Origin of the sequence: Flavobacterium salmonis (assembly GCF_903819435.1) — a bacterium.
Classification (GTDB): domain Bacteria; phylum Bacteroidota; class Bacteroidia; order Flavobacteriales; family Flavobacteriaceae; genus Flavobacterium; species Flavobacterium chungangense.
On record NZ_CAIJDP010000060.1, the window covers coordinates 567,775 to 591,468 of the forward strand.

The 23,694-nt window shown below is 34.3% G+C and carries 17 protein-coding genes; 8 read left to right on the forward strand and 9 right to left on the reverse strand.

The window, feature by feature from the left end:
• Positions 1–42 precede the first annotated feature (42 nt).
• Both FLACHUCJ7_RS07230 and FLACHUCJ7_RS07235 read left to right on the forward strand, forming a co-directional pair.
• A complete protein-coding gene (locus FLACHUCJ7_RS07230; RefSeq protein ID WP_180908427.1) occupies positions 43–855 on the forward strand; it encodes a helix-turn-helix domain-containing protein in 813 nt (270 codons plus the stop codon).
• A gap of 75 nt (positions 856–930) precedes the next feature.
• Positions 931–2,598, forward strand: a complete 1,668-nt coding sequence (locus tag FLACHUCJ7_RS07235) for a serine hydrolase domain-containing protein (RefSeq protein ID WP_180908428.1) — start codon at positions 931–933, stop codon at positions 2,596–2,598.
• A gap of 100 nt (positions 2,599–2,698) precedes the next feature.
• On the opposite strand, the gene rpmA is transcribed toward FLACHUCJ7_RS07235, so the two are convergent.
• On the reverse strand, positions 2,699–2,959 hold the full coding sequence (rpmA, locus tag FLACHUCJ7_RS07240) for a 50S ribosomal protein L27 (protein ID WP_025539465.1): 261 nt from the start codon (positions 2,957–2,959) through the stop codon (positions 2,699–2,701).
• 24 nt (positions 2,960–2,983) lie between these two features.
• Positions 2,984–3,427: a 50S ribosomal protein L21 gene (gene rplU, locus FLACHUCJ7_RS07245; protein WP_180908429.1), complete on the reverse strand. Its 444-nt coding sequence runs from the start codon at positions 3,425–3,427 to the stop codon at positions 2,984–2,986.
• 273 nt (positions 3,428–3,700) lie between these two features.
• Between rplU and FLACHUCJ7_RS07250 the strand changes: the two genes are divergently transcribed.
• Together FLACHUCJ7_RS07250 and FLACHUCJ7_RS07255 are read left to right on the forward strand one after the other, a co-directional pair.
• Positions 3,701–5,023, forward strand: a complete 1,323-nt coding sequence (locus FLACHUCJ7_RS07250) for a M16 family metallopeptidase (RefSeq protein ID WP_180908430.1) — start codon at positions 3,701–3,703, stop codon at positions 5,021–5,023.
• A gap of 10 nt (positions 5,024–5,033) precedes the next feature.
• A complete protein-coding gene (locus tag FLACHUCJ7_RS07255) occupies positions 5,034–7,082 on the forward strand; it encodes an insulinase family protein (RefSeq protein WP_180908431.1) in 2,049 nt (682 codons plus the stop codon).
• Between the two features lie 203 nt (positions 7,083–7,285).
• Here FLACHUCJ7_RS07255 and FLACHUCJ7_RS07260 read toward each other — a convergent pair whose 3' ends face one another.
• The gene (locus FLACHUCJ7_RS07260) at positions 7,286–8,152 is read right to left on the reverse strand and encodes a DMT family transporter (protein ID WP_078227185.1); all 867 of its coding nucleotides are present in this window, start codon (positions 8,150–8,152) and stop codon (positions 7,286–7,288) included.
• A gap of 100 nt (positions 8,153–8,252) precedes the next feature.
• Here FLACHUCJ7_RS07260 and FLACHUCJ7_RS07265 point away from each other — a divergent pair, with 100 nt between their 5' ends.
• Positions 8,253–8,633: a heavy-metal-associated domain-containing protein gene (locus tag FLACHUCJ7_RS07265; protein WP_180908432.1), complete on the forward strand. Its 381-nt coding sequence runs from the start codon at positions 8,253–8,255 to the stop codon at positions 8,631–8,633.
• A 165-nt stretch (positions 8,634–8,798) separates the two neighbouring features.
• Complete coding sequence (locus FLACHUCJ7_RS07270; RefSeq protein WP_180908433.1) at positions 8,799–9,260, forward strand: VOC family protein; 462 nt, start codon at positions 8,799–8,801, stop codon at positions 9,258–9,260.
• 62 nt (positions 9,261–9,322) lie between these two features.
• On the opposite strand, the gene gldD is transcribed toward FLACHUCJ7_RS07270, so the two are convergent.
• Genes gldD through mutY form a run of 4 tightly spaced genes read right to left on the reverse strand, consistent with a single transcriptional unit; the run spans position 9,323 to position 12,726 of the window.
• The gene (gene gldD / locus FLACHUCJ7_RS07275) at positions 9,323–9,883 is read right to left on the reverse strand and encodes a gliding motility lipoprotein GldD (RefSeq protein WP_031454344.1); all 561 of its coding nucleotides are present in this window, start codon (positions 9,881–9,883) and stop codon (positions 9,323–9,325) included.
• A 1-nt stretch (position 9,884) separates the two neighbouring features.
• Positions 9,885–11,177, reverse strand: a complete 1,293-nt coding sequence (locus FLACHUCJ7_RS07280) for a gliding motility-associated protein GldE (protein WP_180908434.1) — start codon at positions 11,175–11,177, stop codon at positions 9,885–9,887.
• Between the two features lie 24 nt (positions 11,178–11,201).
• A complete protein-coding gene (locus FLACHUCJ7_RS07285; RefSeq protein ID WP_031454342.1) occupies positions 11,202–11,642 on the reverse strand; it encodes a single-stranded DNA-binding protein in 441 nt (146 codons plus the stop codon).
• 37 nt (positions 11,643–11,679) lie between these two features.
• A complete protein-coding gene (gene mutY / locus FLACHUCJ7_RS07290; RefSeq protein WP_180908435.1) occupies positions 11,680–12,726 on the reverse strand; it encodes an A/G-specific adenine glycosylase in 1,047 nt (348 codons plus the stop codon).
• A 129-nt stretch (positions 12,727–12,855) separates the two neighbouring features.
• Here mutY and FLACHUCJ7_RS07295 point away from each other — a divergent pair, with 129 nt between their 5' ends.
• Positions 12,856–13,158, forward strand: coding sequence for an HU family DNA-binding protein (locus FLACHUCJ7_RS07295; RefSeq protein WP_255347995.1), 303 nt, complete (start codon positions 12,856–12,858; stop codon positions 13,156–13,158).
• Between the two features lie 389 nt (positions 13,159–13,547).
• Positions 13,548–15,092, forward strand: a complete 1,545-nt coding sequence (locus FLACHUCJ7_RS07300; protein WP_078227179.1) for an Rne/Rng family ribonuclease — start codon at positions 13,548–13,550, stop codon at positions 15,090–15,092.
• A gap of 367 nt (positions 15,093–15,459) precedes the next feature.
• Here the strand turns inward: FLACHUCJ7_RS07300 and pbpC are convergent, their stop codons facing one another.
• Together pbpC and FLACHUCJ7_RS07310 are read right to left on the reverse strand one after the other, a co-directional pair.
• The gene (gene pbpC / locus FLACHUCJ7_RS07305; protein WP_180908436.1) at positions 15,460–17,835 is read right to left on the reverse strand and encodes a penicillin-binding protein 1C; all 2,376 of its coding nucleotides are present in this window, start codon (positions 17,833–17,835) and stop codon (positions 15,460–15,462) included.
• 67 nt (positions 17,836–17,902) lie between these two features.
• Positions 17,903–23,596, reverse strand: coding sequence for an alpha-2-macroglobulin family protein (locus tag FLACHUCJ7_RS07310; protein WP_180908437.1), 5,694 nt, complete (start codon positions 23,594–23,596; stop codon positions 17,903–17,905).
• Positions 23,597–23,694: the final 98 nt, after the last annotated feature.

The following is a 23,694-nucleotide window of genomic DNA, read 5'->3' on the forward strand; positions in this document are numbered from 1 at the left end:
TATTTATAGTTTTGGTTTTGAATAACAAACAAACAGACAACCATGAATCAGTCAAAAAGAGGAGAATTTTATGGTCAGACTAACAAAACTATTTCTCTTGAAGGAATAACGCTCACAGATACTGTATATACCCACCCTAAAGTCGACTGGCACTATCATGAGCATGCTTATTTTACATTTATCCTGCAGGGAAATGTTATAGAAGGAAATAAAAAAGAAGTTTATAATTGTTCCCCCGGAAGTGTTCTGTTTCACAACTGGCAGGAATCTCATTATAACATCAAACCAGATGGTTTTACCAGAGGTTTTCATCTTGAAATTGAAAAAAAATGGCTTGATGATTTGACAATAAACAGCAATAATTTGCAAGGAAGTACCTCGATCCTGAATCCGGACATCAAACTTTTGATGTATAAAATATTCCGGGCAACTAAAATTGATGATATCCAATCTGATCTTTCTACACAAACTTTATTGATCGAAATACTGTCAAAACTAAATGGTGATTCTCAATCCGTTTTACATAAAAATCCGAAATGGGTTTTAATGATTAACGAAATTCTTCATGATCAATTCACAGAAACTATAACGCTCGATTATTTGTCAAAAATACTAAACATACATCCTATTCATCTTTCACGGGATTTTTCAAAATATTTTAATTGCAATTTGGGTGAATATATCCGGAAATTAAAAATAGAGAAAGCATTGTCTTTAATTGGTTTGCAAAATAAATCTTTGACCGAAATAGCTTATGAGTGTGGCTTTTCTGACCAAAGTCATCTTACACGATCATTCAAAGAAGTTAACGGTTTAAATCCTTCTCAGCATAAAAAATTGCTTTTCAAAAAATAAGTAAAATGTTAATTCTGTACAATTTTTTGAATTTGTTGCGCCGTAGTTTTACATTTTAACATTTATAAAAATCACATGATAAAACAAATCTTTTTATTATCAATACTATTCTTCAATAACATTGTTTCTGCACAAAATAATAATCTGATAAAAACCGATGGAATAACGACTAAAGTACATAAACGTAATATTAGCAAAATTACCTTTATGAATGGAAATATTCCTTTAGATCAATATACCGAATCTGATTTTCTCAAATCATTCGAATTAAAACGCAAATCAGACTTAAACATCAGAGTTTTCATGGATAATTCTGTTACGAATTACTTACATCAATTAAACCCTAATTTACCTGCAGAAAAGCTTTTACAAACAGGGAACCTCCAATTTTCGTTTTATATTGACAACAAGTTTATTTATAAAGAAAATATTAATTTCGGATGCAATTTCGGATCAGCGGGAAACAAAAATACTTCAACGACATTTAGGGTTCCACTTACCAACTCAAAAGGAGAAGACTGGTGGGCAATGTACATGTGGGACAGATTTAAAGATAACGGCGGAGAAAAAGCTTTGACTGAAGGTACGCATAAACTAAAAATAGAAATTCGGCCTTATCTTAAAAATGATATTACTAACGAAAGTAAAACGGGAGATCTAATAGCAAAAGGTGAAATCCAGCTTATTATAAAAACACCAAAATTAACAGCAAAACAAATTGAAGTTCAGCCTATATTACCAAACAGCGATTGGGAAGTTTCGAATTTTCCTTTTGACAAAAAAAAGATCGAAAAGCTTAATACTGATATTGCAAATTATAGTTTGAAAGAGATAACAAGTGTAGTTGTCGTTTATAATAAAAAGCTGTTAGTTGAAGAGTATTTTAATGATGCAAACAGAAATACTTTACATGACACCCGTTCAGCAGGAAAATCTTTTGCGTCAACATTAATGGGAATTGCCATAAACGATGGTTATATTAAAAATGAGAATCAAGCTTTAAACAAATTCTATGACTTAAATAAATTTGCAAATTACGGAACAAAAAAAGATAGTGTAAAAATAAAAGACTTGCTAACCATGAGCTCTGCATTTGAAGGCTCTGATATAGATGGAGATTCGCCAGGAAACGAAGAAAACATGTATCCTAAAGATAACTGGGTAAAATTCGCTTTAGACTTACCCATGGATAAATCCAAAACCAATGGTGGAAAATGGGATTACTTTACAGCCGGAACAGTTTTATTAGGCGATATTATAAATAAATCTGTTCCTAATGGATTAGAAAAATATGCTAATGAAAAACTTTTCAAACCATTAAACATCACTAATTACCAATGGCAATTTACTCCGCAAAAAGTGCCTAATACCGCAGGAAGCCTGCAAATGACATCTCTTGATTATGCAAAATATGCTCAATTGTACAAAAACAAAGGCGATTGGAATGGCAAACAAATTCTTTCTCCAGACTGGGTTAAAAAAACTTTAACTCATCAAATTCAAATTCCTGAAAGAGAAAATCAATTCTATGGTTATTTGTTTTGGAATAAGACTTTTACTTTTGACGGTAAATACTACGAAACGTATTATTGCGCTGGTAATGGAGGAAATGAGTTTATAATCTTCAACGATCTTCCTATTGTAATTATTATCACTTCAAAAGCTTACAATAAACCTTATGGACACGCTCAGGCTGATAAAATTGTACTTGATTATGTACTCCCTTCTATAATAAAAGAATAAAATTTACTTTTTTATTTATTCAAGCCGATAATTTCAATTTATAGAAAACAAAAAACCCGATCTTTTCAGAACGGGTTTTCTATAATAATTTATCTAATGATTATGCTTCGAATGGAAGGATAGATACATAAGACTTGTTATCTCTTTTCTTTTGGAACTTAACAACTCCATCAACTTTAGCATGTAAAGTATGATCTTTACTGATGTAAACGTTTTCACCTGGATTATGTTTTGAACCTCTTTGTCTAACGATGATGTTCCCAGCAATAGCAGCCTGACCACCAAAAATCTTAACGCCTAAACGTTTTGATTCTGATTCTCTACCATTCTTCGAACTACCGACACCTTTCTTGTGAGCCATGACGTATGAGTTTAAATATTGTTATTATTCTTCTTTAGCTTCTTTTTTTGCTTTTGGAGCTGCTGCTTTTTTTGCTTTTGGAGCTGCTTCAGCTTCAGTAGCCGGAGCTTCTTCTGCTACAACTGCTTTTTTAGCTGCTGCTTTTTTAGTTCCGCCTGCTGCAGTAATACCTTCAATTACAATTTGAGTAAGATATTGTCTGTGACCATTTCTCTTTTTGTATCCTTTTCTTCTTTTCTTTTTGAAAACGATAACTTTATCTCCTTTTAAGTGTTGTAACACTTTAGCTTCTACTGAAGCACCTTCTATAGCTGGGGCGCCTAAAGTTACGTTTCCGTTATCATCAACTAAAAGAACTTTGTCAAAAGAAACTTTTGAACCTTCTTCGTTAGTTAAACGGTTAACATAAACCTTTAAGTCTTTGCTTACTTTAAATTGTTGCCCTGCTATCTCTACGATTGCATACATACCAAATTGATTTATTGATTTTTAAGGTTGCAAATATACAATTAATAATTTACTGTGCAATCTCTTATTTCAAAAATATTTTTCACTCTTTAAAGTCTGCTTTTCAAGGCGTTTCATCGCTTTTTCAAAATGATTCAGAAGGAAAAGATTGTTAAAATACATCCAAAATAAATACCTGTTCTTAATTGATAACTAAAAAAACTTATTTTTGATGTAACATAAATCAACTCTTGAATACCTACACTTATTAGGTAATATAAATTATTAATCTTTATGAAAAAATCAATAATGATGTTAAGTGCTGCAATAATGCTCGGCGGAGTAGCTCATGCCCAAAAAGTAGCTTTCGAAGAATACAATTTAGACAATGGTATGCATGTTATTCTGCACAACGATCCCTCTGCCCCTGTTGTTATTACCTCTGTAATGTATCATGTAGGATCAAAAGACGAACGCCCTGACCGAACGGGATTTGCACATTTCTTCGAACATTTATTATTTGAAGGTACCGAAAACATAAAACGCGGCGAATGGATGAAAATCGTTACCGCAAATGGAGGTGTAAACAACGCCAATACATCAGACGACAGAACTTATTATTATGAAGTTTTTCCATCAAACAGTTTAGAATTAGGACTATGGATGGAATCAGAACGCCTAATGCACCCAATTATTAATAAAATTGGTGTTGATACTCAAAATGAAGTGGTTAAAGAGGAAAAAAGAATGCGTTACGACAATCAGCCTTATGGAAACATTTTGCCTGAGGTTAAAAAACACATGTTCAAGAATCATCCGTACCGATGGACAACCATTGGCTCTATGCAAGATCTTGATGCTGCCACTCTGGAAGAATTTCAGGCTTTTAATAAAAAATTCTACACTCCAAATAATGCTGTTTTGGTTGTTGCCGGAGATTTCGACAAAACTAAAACCAAAGAATGGATTCAGAAATACTTTGGACCAATTCCGAAAGGAGAAGTGTTGAAAAAACAAACTTATACAGAAGAACCAATTACACAAACCATAACCGCAACTTACGAAGATCCGAATATTCAGATTCCAATGGTGGTTGCTTCCTATAGAACTCCATCAATGAAAACCAGAGATGCGAGGGTTTTAGATTTAATTTCTTCTTATTTAAGTGACGGAAAAAGTTCTAAACTATACAAAAAAATAGTGGATGACAAAAAAATGGCACTTCAAATTGGAGCTGTTGGTTTTAGCCAGGAAGATTACGGAATGTATATTTTGTACGGCTTACCGATGGGAACTTACACTACAGCTGACATCTTAAAAGAAATGGACGAAGAAATCGTAAAAATCCAAACCGATTTGATTTCTGAGAAAGACTATCAAAAATTACAAAATAAATTTGACAATAATTTTGTCAATGCAAATGCAAGTGTCGAAGGTATTGCAGAAAACCTGGCTTCTTTTTATTTACTTTATGGTGATGTAAATCTTATCAATACTGAAATCGACTTATACCATTCTATCACCAGAGAAGAAATCAGAGAAGTCGCTAAAAAGTATTTAAATCCTAATCAGCGTTTAATTTTAGATTATGTTCCTTCAAAAAAAGCTCAAAACTAAGCCCCGAATCATGAAAAAAATACATACAATTTTAATCCTTTTATTCCTTACCGGAATTATGCAAGCACAAGATCGTCCACAACCCAAACCAGGAAATTCACCAGTAGTCAATATCAAAAAACCGCAAACTTTTGTTTTGGCAAACGGCATGAAAGTTTTGGTCGTTGAAAATCATAAATTACCAAGAGTAAGTTTTAATCTTACACTGGACAACGCTCCTTTCACCGAAGGAAATAAAAAAGGCGTTGATGAACTAACCAGCAGTCTGATTGGAAACGGTACAAAAAAAACAACCAAAGAAGCGTTTAACGAAGAAATTGACTTTTACGGAGCAAACATCAATTTTTCATCACAGGGAGCTTCTGCAAGTGCTCTTTCAAAATACTCAGGACGCATCTTAGAACTTTTAGCAGAAGGTGCTTTACAGCCAAATTTTACTCAGGATGAATTTGATAAAGAAAAAGCAAAAATGCTGGAAGGACTTAAAGCCGATGAAAAAAGTGTTCCTGCCATTGCCAGTCGAGTTGTAGATGTTTTGGCTTTTGGAAAAAATCATCCTTCCGGAGAATTTGTTTCTGAAGAAACCCTGAAAAACGTTACACTTTCTGATGTTCAGGAAAATTACAACACCTATTTTGTTCCAGAAAACGCCTATTTAGTTGTAATTGGAGATGTTAAATTGAAAGATACAAAAGCTGCTGTAGAAAAACTTTTTGGCAAATGGAAAAAACAAGCAGCACCAAAAAATACGTATCCAAATCCGGAGAATGTGTCCAGACTTCAAATTGATTTTGTAGATGTTCCAAATGCGGTTCAGTCTGAAATTTCATTGGTCAATACTGTAAATCTAAAAATGAGTGACCCTGATTTTTTCCCTGCAGTAATTGCAAATCAAATTTTAGGAGGTGATTTCAACAGCTACCTTAATATGAATCTACGAGAGCAGCATGCCTGGACATATGGTGCAAGTTCAAACATTGGAAGCGGAAAATATGTATCCAAATTCAAAGCTTCGTCTGCAGTCAGAAATGCCGTTACAGACAGTGCTGTTGTGCAATTTGTAAAAGAAATTAAACGAATCAGAACTGAAAAAGTTTCTGAAGACGTATTGAAAAACGTAAAAGCCGGGTATATTGGGCGTTTTGTAATGCAGGTTGAAAAACCTCAGGCTGTTGCGCGTTATGCCTTAAACATTGAAACAGAAAAACTTCCTGCAGATTTCTACGAAAAATACATTCAGACCATCAACAATGTTACAATTGATGATATTAATCGTGTATCGAATAAATATTTCCAAATCGACAATATGAGAATTGTAATTGTTGGTAAAGGATCCGAAGTACTTACTGGTTTAGAAAAACTTGAAATTCCAATTTCATATTATGATAAATACGGAAATCCTGTAGACAAGCCTGTTACCAAAAAAGAAGCTCCGGCAGGAATTACCGCAAAAAACATTTTTGACAATTATATCAAAGCAATTGGCGGAGAGAAAGCTGTTTCTGCGGTAAAAACATTATTCATGAACGGAACAACTACAATTCCTCAGGCACCAAGTCCTTTAAGTTTTGTTTCAAAATTAGATTCGAGAGGAAAAATGATGGTTTCTCTTTCTATGGGAAGTATGGCTTTGATGAAACAAGTTGTAAACGAAAAAGGAGCTTATGTAGAGCAGCAAGGGCAACGTAAAAATTTAGAAGGCACAGATTTAGCCGAAATGAAAGCTAATGCAGCTCCTTTTGAAGAGTTACAATTGAGCAAAAGAACGGATTTAACCGTAAGCGGAATCGAGCAAATAAATAGTAATGACGCTTACTCCATAAAAGACGGGAAAACAATTTACTTTTATGATGTAAAATCAGGGTTAAAAGTAGCCGAAACCAAAATAAAAGAACAAAGCGGCCAATCGACTACACAAACAACATACTTTAATGATTACAAAGAAGTAAAAGGTGTAAAAGTTCCTTTTAACTTAATACAAAATGCAGGTTTTGAATTAGATATTAAAATGTCTGATATTAAAATCAATGAAGGAGTTACTGAGAAGGATTTTCTTTAAAAAGGTTCTGAGTTGCTAAGGCACTGAGATTCTAAGATTCTTTTTAACACAAAGGCTGTCAACTACGACAGCCTTTGTTATTTGTATTTTGTCAGGCTGAGCGGAGCCGAAGCCCTTTCCAATTGGGACGCCCTTCGGCTTCGCTCAGGGTGACATGACAACAACATTTTCACATTTCACAAAAACCATTTCACAACCAAAAGTTACTTCTTCGCAGACAAATAAACTCCAATCAAAATAACAAAAGCTCCAAAAAACTGAATTGGAGTGAGCATTTCGTTATCCAACAAACCCCAAAAGAAAGCTACTATCGGAATCAAATAAGTTACAGAAGTTGCAAATACAGGCGAAGACATTTGTATTAATTTAAAGAACAAAACATTAGCGATCCCTGTACCTAAAACTCCCAAAATCATTACAAATAAAACGGAATGCTGTGTGGCGTCCAGATTTATTCTTTGTGTAAAATCTGTTGTACTTAAAATAATTAAAGCTGGTAAAAGCAATACTGCAAAATTTCCTGTGGTAATGCTCAACGAATTCAAATCGGATAAATATCTCTTGATCAGATTTACATTAATAGCATAACACAACGTTGCGATTACTACCAAAATTAAATAATAATAATTTTGTCCTGTATTACTAGATGCGCCATTCAAAACCAGTAACAAACAGCCAATCAGTCCGATAAAAACACCTAAAACCTGGCGTTTTTGAAACTGAATTCCAAAAAATATAATTCCTAAAACCAATGTATTTAAAGGCGTGAGCGAATTCAAAATAGCCACAATCGAGCTATCAACCTGAGTTTCGGCAATGGCAAAAAAGAATGCAGGAATGAATGTTCCAAAGAATGAAGTCAGGGCAACAAATTTCCATTGACGCAGGGAAATTTTCTTTAAACTCGAAAAACCGACTATAAGCAGAAACACGGCAGCAAAAATAATTCGGAGGGAACCTACCTGAATTGCCGTTAAACCTAGTAATCCCTTTTTGATTAGAATAAATGAACTTCCCCAAATTAGCGAAAGCAGCAATAAATAAAACCACTTTAATTGTTTTGCATCCATAAATCATATTTTACTACAAATTTGTAATAATTTTAGGAACTGACCTTTGCTTTTTTATTAATTTTGCAACAAACATATTGACAAACTAAAATTATATATAATGAAATTTGCAAAAATAATAGCCTCGTTAGCCATTGCAGGCTTAGTATTGGTAAGCTGTAAAAAAGAAGAAGACAAAAGTCTGACAGTTGCAAAAGGAGAAAAAACAGAAACTGCAAAAGAACACAAACCAATCGCTGCAGAAAATGTACAGACAGCAAGTTTTACAATTGAAGGAATGACTTGTGCGATGGGATGCGCTAAAACTATCGAAGAAGAATTAGCAAATCTTGACGGTGTTGAAAAAGCCGAAGTAGATTTCGATAAAAAAACAGCAACCGTAACTTTTGACAAAACAGTTCAAAATCCTGAATCTTTAACAAAAGTTGTTCAGGAAACCGGAGACGGAAAAACATATAAAGTTTTGAATTTTAAATCGTAATTAAGACGATTATCTAATTCTGATAATAAACAATTTTAGACAGTATTAAACTCAGGTTTACTACTGTCTTTTTTTTCTGAATTATATTTCAATTACATTTTAACTGCATAATCTTCTTGAGAATAGCGGTAAAAAAATCATCAATTTACACTACATATAAAAAGAATGAATCTTAAGTTTAGTCACATAGATATTTTAGTTAATGACCTTGAATCAGCCTGCAGTTATTACGCAAAAACACTTGGTGCTGAGATCTCAAAAAAATTTACATGGGAAAGAGATGAACTTCATGTCACATATACTGTTGTAAAAATTGGTCAGGAACGATTTATGCTTGTAGAGCCTTTTTCAGGAAATTTAAAAAATCTGTTAGATTCCAAAGGCGAAGGAACGATATATCGCCACTGCTATTCTACTCCGGATATTGAAGCTGCATTTGATGAATTGATATCCAACGGAGTTCAGCCAGAGGACGAAAACGGAAAGCCTTTATCACGGGAAAGCCTCAATTCTCCCAGTGGAGTCAGAATTATTTGGCTTCCAAAACGTTTTGGAGAATTCTCAATTGAAATACTTGAAGAAGAAGGTCTTCAACAATTCATAAAAGAAGCATTTTCAGAAAAATAAACATTAATAGCTGATATTTCAAACAAAAGGCGCTCAAAATTGAACGCCTTTGTTTTTTAATTTTATTTCCATTTTAATGTTTCCATGAGCCTCTGCATATCATTTTTAATATAACTCGCTGCAGGCATTATAGAATCAAAATTAGGTTTGGTATAAAAATAAACCGATCCGGTAATGAAATGCTTCGTACTATCTGTCACATAAAATTGTGAATTGGTAGCTGCATTTCCATTCACCTGATAGAACATTCCGTATACTTTTTTTTCAGGGTTTAAATACGGCTGCTCTAATATATCATCAGCCTTAATAACATGCTCGTAAGTTAGTTTTTGAGCATCTTTCAGCAGTTTTTCTATGTTATTATTTACGGGTTTATAGGTCAGATAAATAGTCGCTTTCATCTTTGGATACGTAATTGCAAAACCACATTCCTTTTCTCCTTTAATTACTGCTGCCTCGTTCATCTGAAAAGCAAAGGGGCATGTGTTTTCAAAGTTTACATATTTAGCTACCGGATAATCCAAACGTAAAAAACCGGCCGGTTTTGGCAATACATCGTCTTTACAGCTTATAACAGTCAGGCTCAGCAAAATTATTGCTATCCAAATTGCTTTTTTTAACATCTTATTCTATTGTTACTTTTATTTGTTTAATACGTTTTTTATCAACTGCTTCTATTTCAAAGAGACAATTTTCAAACGTTACTTTTTGGTCTTTTTTAGGAAAATTGCCCAGAATTTCAAGTATAAGACCTGCTAACGTTTCTGCCTCACCCTTGTGTGATTCAAATATGGCTTCATCAACATCAATAATCCTATAAAAATCCTTTAAGTTAATTTTCCCTTCAAAAAGAAAATTCTTTTCATCAATTTGAGAAAAATTCAAGTGTTCGTCATCAAACTCATCACTGATATCTCCTACGATTTCTTCAATTACATCTTCTAAAGAAACTAAACCTGACGTTCCGCCATATTCATCAACCACAATCGCCAAATGACTTTTCAGGCCCTGAAAATCTTTTAGCAGGTTATCTAATTTTTTATTCTCAGGAACAAAAAAGGCCTCTCTGATTAATGCTGTCCAGTCAAATTCGACCTTATCAATATGAGGCAATAAATCTTTAACAAACAAAACGCCTTCAATCTGGTCAATATTATCACGATATACCGGAATTCTTGAAAATCCTTTCTCAATTATCTTTGTATAAATTTCTTCAAAAGATTCTGATATTTCCAATGCAAAAACATCAATCCTGGGACTCATTACCTGTTTGGTATCTGTATTTCCAAAAGAAACAATTCCTTCCAGTATTTTTTGTTCCTCACTCGATGTTCCTTCAGAATCAGTAAGTTCTAATGCCTGCGAAAGCTGGTCAACCGAAAAGTTTGTTTTTTGTTTCCCTAATTTATTGTACAAATATAGCGTAACTGCACGCATTGGCAAACTTACGGGTGAAAGTAATTTATTTAAAAAAGCAATTGGGTAAGCGACATGTTTGGCAAATTTTATATTGTTCCGGCTGGCATAAACTTTAGGAAGAACTTCTGCGAAAAGCAAAATCAGGAAAGTAACAAGAATTACTTCTAAAACAAATTTTAATAAAGCCGAATTGATATCTGCAAAAATATTTCTGCCAATAAATGAGAACAGGATTACTACTCCAATATTCAAAAAATTGTTAGTTACTAATAATGTTGCTGCGAGTTTTTTTGGTTTATCTAAAAGATTGGAAATTATTTTCCCCTTCGGATTATTTTCCTGCAAAACATCTTCAATTTCTTTTTGAGACAAAGAAAAAAAGGCAACTTCAGCACCAGAAACAATCGCTGATAAAAAAAGTAAAATAAATATTCCGACAAAACCTATAATCAGATTAGTATCGGCAGACGCAAAAAATAAACTGGGCTCCAGGTCCAAATTAAAAAAAGATTAGTTAAACAATTAAAAAGGCAAATCATTAATAGGTAAGCCTTCATTCGTATTTTCAAAATTAGTGTTTTTTGGTAATTCTGAAGCCTGATGTGGCCTATTGTGTTCTGTTTCTTTTTTGGTTGTCAAAAAAGTAAATTCGGTTACCTGAATTTCGGTAGTATGTTTTATCGTTCCGTCTTCGGCTTGCCATTGCCTTGATTTTATACGTCCCTCGATATATATTTTATCCCCTTTAGACAAATATTTTTCGCAAATTTCCGCCGCTTTATTACGCACAACTAAGTTATGCCATTCTGTAGAAGTAATTTTTTCGTTTGTTGTCTTATTGATATATACTTCATTTGTTGCCAACTGAAATCGGCCTATGCAATTACCTCCGTCAAAATAATGCATTTTAACATCGTCGCCCAAATGGCCTATCAACATTACTTTATTTAATGTTCCATTCATGATATAACATTTGTGTTTGTATCAAAGGTAATTTTTTTTAACGATTTAGTTCTTCCTTTTCGATAAAATTATAAATAACAATTGGGAATGGAAACGATTTTAAGTCACTAAATTTCAATCCATTAACTAAAAAATCATTGACTTTTATTTTCCAGAACTGTATATGCAAATGTTGATGTGAAAGTTTATGAATAATTGTTGCGTGAGAACATACCTCAATACCGGTAATTTTATAAGAAGACAAAATACCCTGCTGAACAGTTTTTGTAATAAAATCAAAGCTGACAATTTCATCTGTTTCTAATAAAGGAAATTCATATAAATTATGCCAAATACCCTTTGCAGTCCTCTTTTGAATTAATGTATTGCCTTCTACATCCTCTAATATCAGATAATTAAAGAAGCGATTTGTAATTTTTAGCTTTTTAGATTTTACTGGTAAAACTCCCACCTTCTTCTTTTGCAATGCCAGACAACTTGTATTGAAGACACAAACACCACAATTTGGATTTTTAGGAACGCATTGTATGGCACCAAATTCCATTATTGCCTGATTAAAAATTGCAGGGTTATCTTTAGGCATCAATTCATGCGCTAAGGCGGTAAATTCTTTTTTAGTCGCAGGCAACGCAATATCGGATTCAATATCAAAATAACGGGAAAGCACTCTGAAGACATTCCCATCTACCACAGGAACCGCTTCATTATAGGAAAAAGAAGCAATTGCAGCAGCTGTATATTCACCAACCCCTTTTAATTTTAAAAGATCATGATAAGTAGCCGGAAAAACTCCGTTTAAATCATTTGCAATAAACTGAGCTGTTTTATGTAAATTTCTTGCCCTGGAATAATATCCAAGTCCCTGCCACAGTTTTAAAACTTTCTCTTCATCCGCATTAGCCAAATCAAAAACAGTAGGAAATTCCTCTGTAAAAGAAAAAAAATAAGGCATTCCCTGAGCGACTCTTGTCTGTTGCAGCATAATTTCTGAGAGCCAAATATGGTACGGATTGACAGTATTTCGCCACGGCAAATCACGTTTGTTTTGTAAATACCATTTTATCAGTAGGTTATGAAATTTCATTGCAAAATACTTAGAATGCAAAAGTAAATGTTTATGTAATTAAAATTTAACGAATTAGCTTGATTAATTATTTTTTTAATTCCTATATTTGCAAACTCAAAAAAATAGTACATCATTTATAAAATAAAAATAGGAAAGAAAATGACGAAAGCAGATATCGTAGCAAAGATTTCAGAGAAACTAGGTCTTGAAAAAGGAGATGTTCAAGCAACAGTAGAAACTTTTATGGAAGAAGTTAAAACTTCATTAGAAACTGGTGACAATGTTTACCTAAGAGGTTTCGGAAGTTTCATCGTAAAGACCAGAGCTGAAAAAACAGGAAGAAACATTTCTAAAAATACCACAATCAAAATTCCTGCACACAATATTCCTGCTTTTAAACCTGCAAAAGTTTTTGTAGAAGGAGTTAAAACAAACAACGAAGCAAAATAATACTATTAATTAATCATAAAATCGACACGATATGCCAAGTGGTAAAAAAAGAAAGAGACATAAGGTAGCTACTCACAAAAGAAAAAAAAGAGCGAGAGCTAACCGTCACAAAAAGAAAAAGTAGTTTTAAACTACTTTTTTCTTTTTAAACCGTTCATTGAAATTGAGATTAGATTATAAGATCGCCAGGTAGTTCGATTATTAGATTTCTAAAAATCAAACAATCAAATAATACAAAAATCTAACTCCCCGGGTACAATACCTGTTAAAAATATTGTTTAATCCATCCTTGTAGAAGTTGATGGTTTTTGGTTTATGGTTATTGGTTATTTTGCCGACAACTATCAACACAAACAACCGACAACCAATTCACGGATAAAAATTTACAAATGAATAAAGAATTAATTATTCGATCAAGTTCAGATTTCGTAGATTTTGCCTTATTAAAAGATGGAAAACTAATTGAATTACACAAGGAAGAAGAGAAGAGCAACTTTCAGGTTGGTGATATTTTTATTGCCAAAATCAGAAAACCTGTTGCAGGACTTAATGCTGCTTTTGTAAATGTAGGCTTCGAAAAAGATGCCTTTTTACATTATCACGATTTAGGACCGAACTTAGCTTCCCAACTGAAATTCATAAAACTTGTAAGCGCAGGTAAATTAAAAGATTTCTCCCTAAAGACCTTTCAGTTTGAAAAAGAGATTGACAAAGATGGCATCATTACTGATATTTTAAGTGCCAATCAATCTGTCTTAGTACAAGTTGTAAAAGAACCTATATCTACCAAAGGTCCAAGGATAAGCGCTGAGCTTTCATTGGCAGGAAGATTTATTGTTCTCGTTCCGTTTTCTGACCGTGTTTCTATTTCACAAAAAATAGAAGACAAAAAGGAAAAGGATCGTCTAAAAAAACTTGTATTATCGATCAAACCTAAAGGATTTGGTGTTATTGTTCGCACAGTAGCCGAAGGCAAAAATACAGCCGAATTAGAAAAAGATTTGCAGAACCTGCTTGGCAGATGGACTGCAATGTGTAAAAAATTACCAACTGCTCATCATCCATCCAAAGTATTAGGAGAGCTTAACAGAGCTTCTTCAATATTAAGAGATGTATTTAATGATACCTTCAGCGGTATCCAAATAGATGATGAAGAGTTGTTTCATCAAACGAAGGATTACCTGCAAGAGATTGCACCTTCAAAACAATCAATTGTGAAGTTTTATCAATCAAACGACACTCCGATTTTTGAGAAATACAATATAGAGAGACAAATCAAAACTTCATTTGGAAGAACGGTTTCGATGAGCAAAGGTGCTTATCTTATTATCGAACACACTGAAGCTCTTCACGTTATAGACGTAAACAGCGGAAACCGTTCTAATAAAGCGACTAATCAGGAAGATACCGCCATGGAAGTAAATATGATTGCTGCCGCTGAAATTGCCAGACAACTTCGTCTCCGTGATATGGGTGGAATAATCGTAGTTGATTTTATCGATATGTCTAATCCTGAAAACAGGAAAGTTTTGTTCGACTTCTTGCGAGAAGAAATGAGCGACGATAAAGCAAAACATAAAATATTACCGCCAAGTAAATTTGGTTTAGTACAGATTACAAGACAGCGCGTAAGACCAGAAGTTAATATTAAAACCAGAGAAGAAGATCCAAACAATGAAAATGGCGAAATTGAAGCGCCAATTTTAATCATTGATAAAATCGCACTGGATTTAGACCGACTTTTAAAAACCCACAAAAATGTTGTACTTAATGTACATCCTTTTGTGGCTGCTTACCTCAGTAAAGGTTTTCCATCCTTACGTTCAAAATGGTTTTTTGAGCATAAGAAATGGGTGAAAATCATACCTCGTGACGCTTACACGTACTTAGAATATCATTTCTACGATAAAAAAGGAAATGTTATTTCAGAATAAAAACAAAAACCGCCTCTCGAAAGACTGGCGGTTTTTTTATGGCTTCTTTTTATTATAAATTTTAAGCCTATAAGAAAATTAAAATTTGCTTTTTTTAGGAGCTATTTCCAGCTATCCACTTGTATCTTTTCCTGGCTAAAGGAGCCAGAAAAAGGATACCGCTCCTATCTGGGCTAAGGCTCTCATTTTCATAAGATGATTTTATATCAAAAATATTCTAATAAATCATAATGTCATCCTGAGCGGAGTCGAAGGCTTTCCGATACAAAATGGCTTCGACTCCGCTCAGCCTGACAAACAATATATTATTTCTAAAAATTGGAATTTGGAATTTATTCAGCTGTTTTGGAATTGGAATTTTAAAAATTTATTCCCTCACAATTTCTATTCTTCTTCTAATTTCATTTCCAAAAGCATCTACAACCGTAATGTAATGTGTCCCTGAAGTTGGCGTAATAGGTAATTCATGAAACGTTTTTGTCGTCGCTTTATAAACATCGTCCACGTACCAAAACAATTCTTTATCTCTTTCCGAATAAGCTACTTTCAAAATTACCGGCTGTACTTCGCTGTTAAAATTCTTCGTTAAATAAATTTTACTGTTTGTTTTCGGATAAATAAAATCCATTGTTTTAGATTGAACTCCTTCGCAGCCTTCTTTAAACGGAGGCAACGGCAAATACTCGATATGCTGACTTTTATAATACCAGGCCATTACCGGAGGCAAAACAAACCAGCTTTTAGTCACGATATCATCAACACTTTCACAACTGCTATTGACCTGAAATCGCTCTGTTTTATCCAAATGTACCTTTTTATGATACGGACAAACAGCAGTTGATTTTCCTTTTTTAGAAACCCACTGTTTAATTTTTGGGCAATCCTCTTTGGCTAAATAGCCGCTTAAACGGCAAACCTGAACATTTTCTAAATCTTTATAAGGCGTTTCAAACCATTTTTGTCTTGGTAATAAATTAAAAACATCAAATAAAATGGGTGCTGCACTAGTAACTCCTGTTAAAGTTGGTCTTCCCTCACCTGTTGCATTCCCAACCCAAATTCCAACTACATATTTCGAATTTGTTCCTATTGCCCAGGCATCTCGATTTCCAAAACTAGTTCCTGTTTTCCAGGCAATTTTCAAGGAGCTGTCATAAAACTTCCATGCTTCATCGCCTTCTGGTCTGTTCACTTCTTCCATTGCGTTATAGGTTAGCCAAATTGCTCCGGCTCCCATTATGTTTTTTTGATCGGTTTCCGAACCAAAATCAGGTTCAAAATCATTTTTATAATTCAGTTCTGCAAATTCCTTTGTTCGATACTTTGCTTGATTTTTAGTGTAATAATTTACTGTCGATGATAATCCTGCATAGGTTCGGCACAAATCCCATAAGTTACTTTCGGCACCACCCAAAATAAGTGATAATCCATAGTGATCAGGAGTTTTATTAATGTCTCTCAATTTGAATTTCTGTAATTCTTCATAAAACTTATTCACGCCAAAATCCTGCAGCATCAAAACTGCCGGAATATTTAAGGAACGTGATAATGCACGATGCGCCGGAACAGCGCCATCAAATGTTAGATTAAAATTCTGCGGTGTATATCCTGCAATTTGAGTTGGCACATCAGCCACTAAAGTGTTCGGCAATAATTCACCATCGTCAAGCATTCCGGCGTACAAAAGCGGTTTCAAAATACTTCCGGTACTTCTTGGTGCATCAATAATGTCAACATCTTTTTGATGGTCTTTGTCTGTTGGAGCATTTCCAACATAACTCATCACATTTCTGTTCGAAACATCAATTACCAAAATCGCCAGATTGTTTACTTCATTCTGCTTGTACTGGTTGTAATAATACTTCGCAATTTGGTTGACCCTATTTTGCAGAGCGTAATCTATGGTTGTTTTTACCCTGGTTCCTTCTTCGTTTTTTGCCACACGCTGTAATAAATGAGGTGCAATTTGAGGCAAATCATAAGGTTTTTGGGGTAATGGTTCTTCTACAGAAAGTTCGTAGGTCTGTTTGTCAATTATTCCTTCCTGATGCAATTTTAATAAAAGTCTGTTCCGTTTATTCAATAATTTGATCTGATTTTTGCCGGGATAAATCAAACTTGGAGCGTTTGGCAAAACAGCTAAAGTCGCATTTTCCGCCCACGACAATTGGTTCGATTGCACGCCAAAATAACGCCAGGAAGCCATTTCCAAGCCAACGACGTTCCCTCCAAAAGGAGCATGAGCCGCATACATTTCTAAAATTGTATTTTTAGAATAGCCCAATTCTAATCGTGTTGCCAGAATAATTTCGATTAATTTTTCAAAATAAGTTCTTCCTTTTCCTTTTCTTGATAATCGTATAACTTGCTGTGTTAACGTACTTCCGCCTCGAACAACTTTCCCTGCTTTGTTATTTTGTTTAATGGCATTTACCATCGCCACAGGATTAAAACCAGGATGTTTATAGAAATATTCGTCTTCAAAATAGACAATACATTTTTTGAATTTATCAGGCACACTGTCTTGCGCAGGAAAACGCCATTGTCCATCGTTGGCTATTTTTGCACCAAGCAGTTCTCCTTCTTTACTTTCAATTACCGTTGAATAGGGTTCCTGAAATAATGTTCGGGGTATGGAGAAATAATAAATCAACAAGAGTATAAATACACTTGCTGATTTTATTTTATTCTTTTTTATCCAATTTATAATGCGTTGTGAGAACGCAATTAATTTATTTTTCAAAGTGATTTGGGAGTTTTTTTGTCCTAACAGGTTTCAAAAACCTGTTAGGATACACATATCTTGAAATTTACTTCACAACCTCAACCCAGAATCCTTTTGTTCTGGCTAAGAATGTATTATCATACATAGCCTCACATTGTAATCCAGGCAGATAATAATTTCCTAAATAAGAAGCATTCAACAGAATTCTAAAGACTTTTGTTTCTCCGGCTTTCATTCCAAAATAGAAATTAGTTCTGTCGTCACGAATATCAATATAGTCGGCAATATTGCTTGTTGCGTCTCCATAATCTGTAAAACGGGTATTTACAATTTCAAAACCTGAAGGCAGAATTTGCGATAATGCAACGTTTTTAACATGTTCATTTCTTTGATTTCTAATAGTAACCTCAGCAATAAACTCCGTTCCCTGACTGATTTTTGAAACATTAATAACACTTCCTTTTCTATTTTTGAAAACAATAGAAGCCGAAACATCACTTTCAATTGCTTTCTCTTGTCCGATTGGCAGTATTCCGGTATTTAAAACACGTACGTAAACCGTATTCTTTTTAATATTTTTCAGCGTTACGCTATTAGCACCCGTTTGAACAACCAAACTTCTTTCTGCAATTGTTTTTTTAGTATTAATCGTCTCACCTTTTCCATTTTTTCTGAACTGAATATTAATTCCTTTAGGACCATTGCTGACCGCGAATTTAGACATTGCATATAAACAATAAGCCGTTGTCTGCGTGCTCATCCATTGATTGTTTGACATTTGTTTGGCTAATTTTGCAGCCATCACAAATGCTTTTTGTTTTTGTCCCAAAAGCAGCATTGTTTCTAAAGCCATTGCTCTGTTTCTCTCGCTTGAACCATAATAGTAATAATTATAGTTACTCGATTCGTCTTCAATTTTACTATGTAAAAACAAATTCAATCCAGCCGATTTTTGACCCGCCAAAACATAAGCAGCCGCTAAACGAAGCTTACTTTCGTTTGAAATTCCTTTGGTTTCTCGTAATCTGTTCATTGAAGATAAATCAGCATTTCCGGCCAAAGCTAAAGTGTATAATCTGTAAGCCTGAGCTAAATCATTTCCGTATTTCGCTTCAAAACGCCATTGTTTGGCTTCGCGTTGCTGGTACGAAATCCATTTTGATTTGAAATTAATTGGCAGCACATAGCCTTTTTTATCTGCTTCAATTAAGAAATGTCCGGCATATGAAGTTCCCCAATCGTCTGCAATTGTATTTCCCTGCCAGTAAGCCACTCCTCCATTTGATAATTGAAAACTTCCTAATCTTGCAATTCCGGCAGTAATATTCTTTTGAATAATTCCTTTTCGGGTCGCATCTAAATCAACAACATCATTCAAGTACAATTGTGGAAAAACAGACGAAGTCGTTTGTTCTACACATCCATGAGGATATTGAATAAGATATTGCAATCTTCCATTCAAATTCATCGTTGGCATTGACGAAACCTCTAATCTTGCTTTATTGCTTCCTGAAACTCCAAACGTTTTCCATGAAATTGTTTTAGTACTGTTTGGAGGCAGAATCACATCAGTAAAAGCATTTGTAACCGGGTTTGGATTCGTCATATCAATTTCAACATCATAAACCGATTTCTCTTTTCCAGAAGTTGCAATTACTTGTACTTTTGCAATTCCGGTAGCAGAACCTACAACCAAATTGAAATAGGCCATTTTTTCATCAGGTGAACTAAAAGTTAAGGATTGCATTGCACTTCCCATAACTTTTAAACCATTGCTTGTTTTTATCTGAATCGAAACATTTTTGATATTATTTTCTGTTGCAAAAACCGTAACCGGAATGGTAACTTTTTCTGAAGGAGAAATTTTTCTTGGCAACGAAGCCAAAACCATCAGCGGACTCTTAACCGGAGTTGCTTTTTCAACGCTTCCGTAAGCACTTGTATTCGCATCGCCCGCAACCACCATAGTTCGAACAGAACCAATATATTTGGGTAATTTTAATTGATGTGATTTTGTTTGCCCTTTTTCTAATTTAAACGGACCATAATAAAGCACTACAGGTTTAAAACGATTTGCTTTTTTAGCTTTTCCACCTCCTAAATCCTGATCTCCACCAATACTGAAAATCTGATTTATTTTTCCGCCATAGGCTCCTATTACATCGTCATAAATATCCCAGGTTTTAACACCCAAAGCTTCGCGAACATAAAAACTATCCCAGGCATTTGGTGTTTTAAAACGAGTTAAATCGAGTAAACCTTCATCAACAACCGCAATGGTATACGTCATTTCCTTTCCTGTCTTTTCGCCAACTTTTACCGTAAAGGTCTGCTCTGGTTTTAATACATCCGGCATTGATAATGTTGGAACCAAAATGGTGTTTTTATCCACCACTTCAATCGGAACAATTCCGTACATACGAATAGGCGAATCGTTTTTCGTTGACGCATGAGGTTGTAATAATGTGATATTAAAATATACATTTGGAGCCATTGCCGAAGTTATCGGAACCTCAACTTTTGTTTCTCCTTTTTGCGTTTTTGCCCAAATAGTCTGAACTACTTTTGATCCGTTTTCTATTGAAATCAAAGCGCGTCCGCCTTCACTTGAAGGAAAAGAGATTTGCGCTTTTTCGCCAACGGCATAGTTTTTTTTATCTGTAGAAAAAACCAACATATTGGCTGTTGAAGCATCTCTGTTACGCGTTTTTCCAGACCAAATTGGCCAATCAATATTTACAGTCAAAGCTGTCGCATGACCGTCTGCATTATCTGAAACACGGATTAAGTAACGTCCCCATTCTTCATCGGTTAACGAAAACTGAACACTTCCTTTTCCACTTGAATCGGTATTGATTACAAAGGTTTTGTATGATGTTGTCGCATTCGAAGAATTATAATTCGATAAATTATCGCTCGAAGCATCCCACCACCAACGCCATTCTACTTTATATACTTTTACTTCCAGATTTCGTACCGATTTTGGTCTTCCATTTTCATCGACCGTCACAATATCAAAACGATTGTTGGTTCTGGTTTCCAGCATGCCGTATTTATTCGGTTCCGGCGATTTAATTCCGACATAAGTTTTATATGGAGAATAAGTCGTCGAAATAACATCAGTACTAAAATCTCCGCCTTCTTCATACACTTTTGTAATGAACGAAGCACGAAGCATTCCCGGTGCCTGACCTTGTAATTTTGGTTCAATATTTACTGATGCTTTTCCGTTTTCATTTAATTTTCCGGAGAACACATTTATTTCTTCTGTGCTGAATTGACGTACTAAATCATCAAAACTAAATTTCTCATACCCTTTGAAAGTAGTTGTTTGCTGAGAAAATTTCGCCTGCATTTCTACATTGAGATTTTTAGCAATCGCACCGTGAAGCCAGGTTACTTCAAGATTGTCTGTATTCAGGTAAGACGATGAAAGTGTCTTTCTGGTAAATGTATTTTTGATTTTTAAACGATTTGGTTTGATCGTTTCGATTTTGATACTTTTATAAAATTTTGCGCCACCAACACTTACCATTGCCTCCCAATTCCCAGTTGGTGCCTCAGCACTGGTTGGAACTGTAAAAACGTAATGATTTAGTTCATTAGTCTTTTGAACCGTCTGATAAACGGTTTTACCATTCGGATCATTTAATCTAAATTTGATTGGATGTGATTTTGGAAGTTTATTTGAAGCATCATTCAAAATGAAAGATAAATACAGATTATCTCCCGGACGCCAAACACCTCGCTCTCCATAAATAAATCCTTTTAACCCTTTTTGCAAGGTTTCGCCCGCAACATCAAAATTACTTACAGACAACGAAAGTCCGTCATCCAGTTTCACGTAAGTTGATTGATCTCCCAAAGAAACAATAGCAAAATAAGCGAATTTATCCAGCTGAAAAGAAGCAATTCCTTCACTGCTTGTAGCTTCCGTTCCAATTTTCTGTTGTTGGAAATTATATAAATCCACTCTTGCATTCGAAATTGGTTCTGTCGTTACAATATTATTTACAACGAACAAATACGATTTATTTTCGCCTCTTTTGGCAATTACCCCTACATCGGTCGCCAGAATATTAGTCGCAATTTTGGCATTGTAATAATAAGAACCAGAACATGGATCCTGACTTTCTCTCCATTCGTAATCATCATAATAGTAATCATCGTAGGAATTGCCACTATAGTTGACGTCATTTTCATCCACTTCTTCCTCTTCTTCATCATTTGAATCTTCTTCTGAATTTTCACATTTATATAAAGAGTATTTCTTTTTATAAACAAATTCAACTCTGTAAATAGCTCCCGGTTCCGGTGTAATGATTTTAGATAAATCCAAAGCAAAAGTGTTCCATTTACTTGGATTGACCAGTTTACTTTCGCTTAAATTCAAGGTTGTTTTAGCGACTGGCTGTGCCACTTTCTTGAGATTCTGACTGCCATTTAATTCATTATACTGAAGAAACTGCAGAATATTGTTTTTGTAAATCTTATACACTTTAACATCAACCGCACTTAAATTTACAGCTTCGAAATTCAGTTTTAAATTATTGGAACTTGGCAGAATTGTTCCATTTTTAATAAAACGGATACTTGGTTTTATTTGGTCAAAAGAGATTTTCTCAGTGTAATTCGAGTCCATTTTTTTGCCATACTGGCTTTCGATTCCCTGAAAAACTTCTACCAATAAATCTCCAACAATAATTTGCGCCGGCTCGGCCGCTTCCTCTTCTACCACTTCAACAATATCTTCAACTGTAGCCGCAGCACTATCGATAACCACTGTCGCACTATCAACAATAACTGTTGATGAATCTACAAGAGAAACTACTGAATCTTCAACCGCTATTGGTACAGGAATTTCTTTTGGAACAATTGCTTTTTCATTGCTAAAATAAACTTTCAATAAATTCCCCTGCGTTGAAAATTTAAGATTATTGGTATTCTGAATCGAAACCAATCCTTTGAAATCCTGTCCTTTTTCTAAAGGCTCAGAGAAATTGATGGTTAACGACTGATTGCTTCCATCCGGAATTTCGACTTTTACAATTTTAAATTCGTTTATATTCGTAATTGGAACATCGATTTGTCCTTTCTGATCAATATCAAAATCGCTTCCGTCGTAAATAATCTCCAGATTTGTTGCTTCCGAATAACGCTGAATACTGTCAATTATAAAATGGAACTCTTTACCTGAACCCGAATTTTTCTCAAATTTAATTTTAAGATCATTTCCTTTTTGCTTAGCTTCAACCAGCTTTTTAGCGGTTTCAATATCAATATTATCCGCTGTTTTTAAAACGCAGTTTAAATATTGATATTCTTTGCTGTACGATTGAATATCGGCAGTATTTATCGTAAAATCCTGCTTGATGGTTTTGACCGTAAAATTGAAATCAGAGAGTTCCTTTTCTTTCTCTTTTGGAAGCGTGATAATCTTATCTAAGTTTAAAGTAACCTGATATTCTGTTCCGGGTTTTAGCTTTTTTTCGGGGATAAAAGTAATGGTGTTAGGAGAAAGTGCCACGACTTTTCCGTCGACACTTGGAGAAATATCAAATAAATCGCTGTCTAAAACCTGATTGGCTTTCCAGTCTTTTTTATCGAAAGCCAAAACCACCCGAATATCAGATTCCGACGAGACTAATCCTCCCGTGAAACTGACTATATACTCTTTAAATAATGAAAAATCGGAATTGAAATCGGCTGCTGATTTTCTGCCGCAAGATTGAAAAATAAAAAACACACAAAACACGAGAACTAATCCTTTTGCTTTCACTTTTATTTAGAGTTAATGGGTTACGAATTTTAAGAAATGACAGAACGTTTTAACATTTTACTATTAAAACCATAACAAGCAAAATGCCAATTATATTG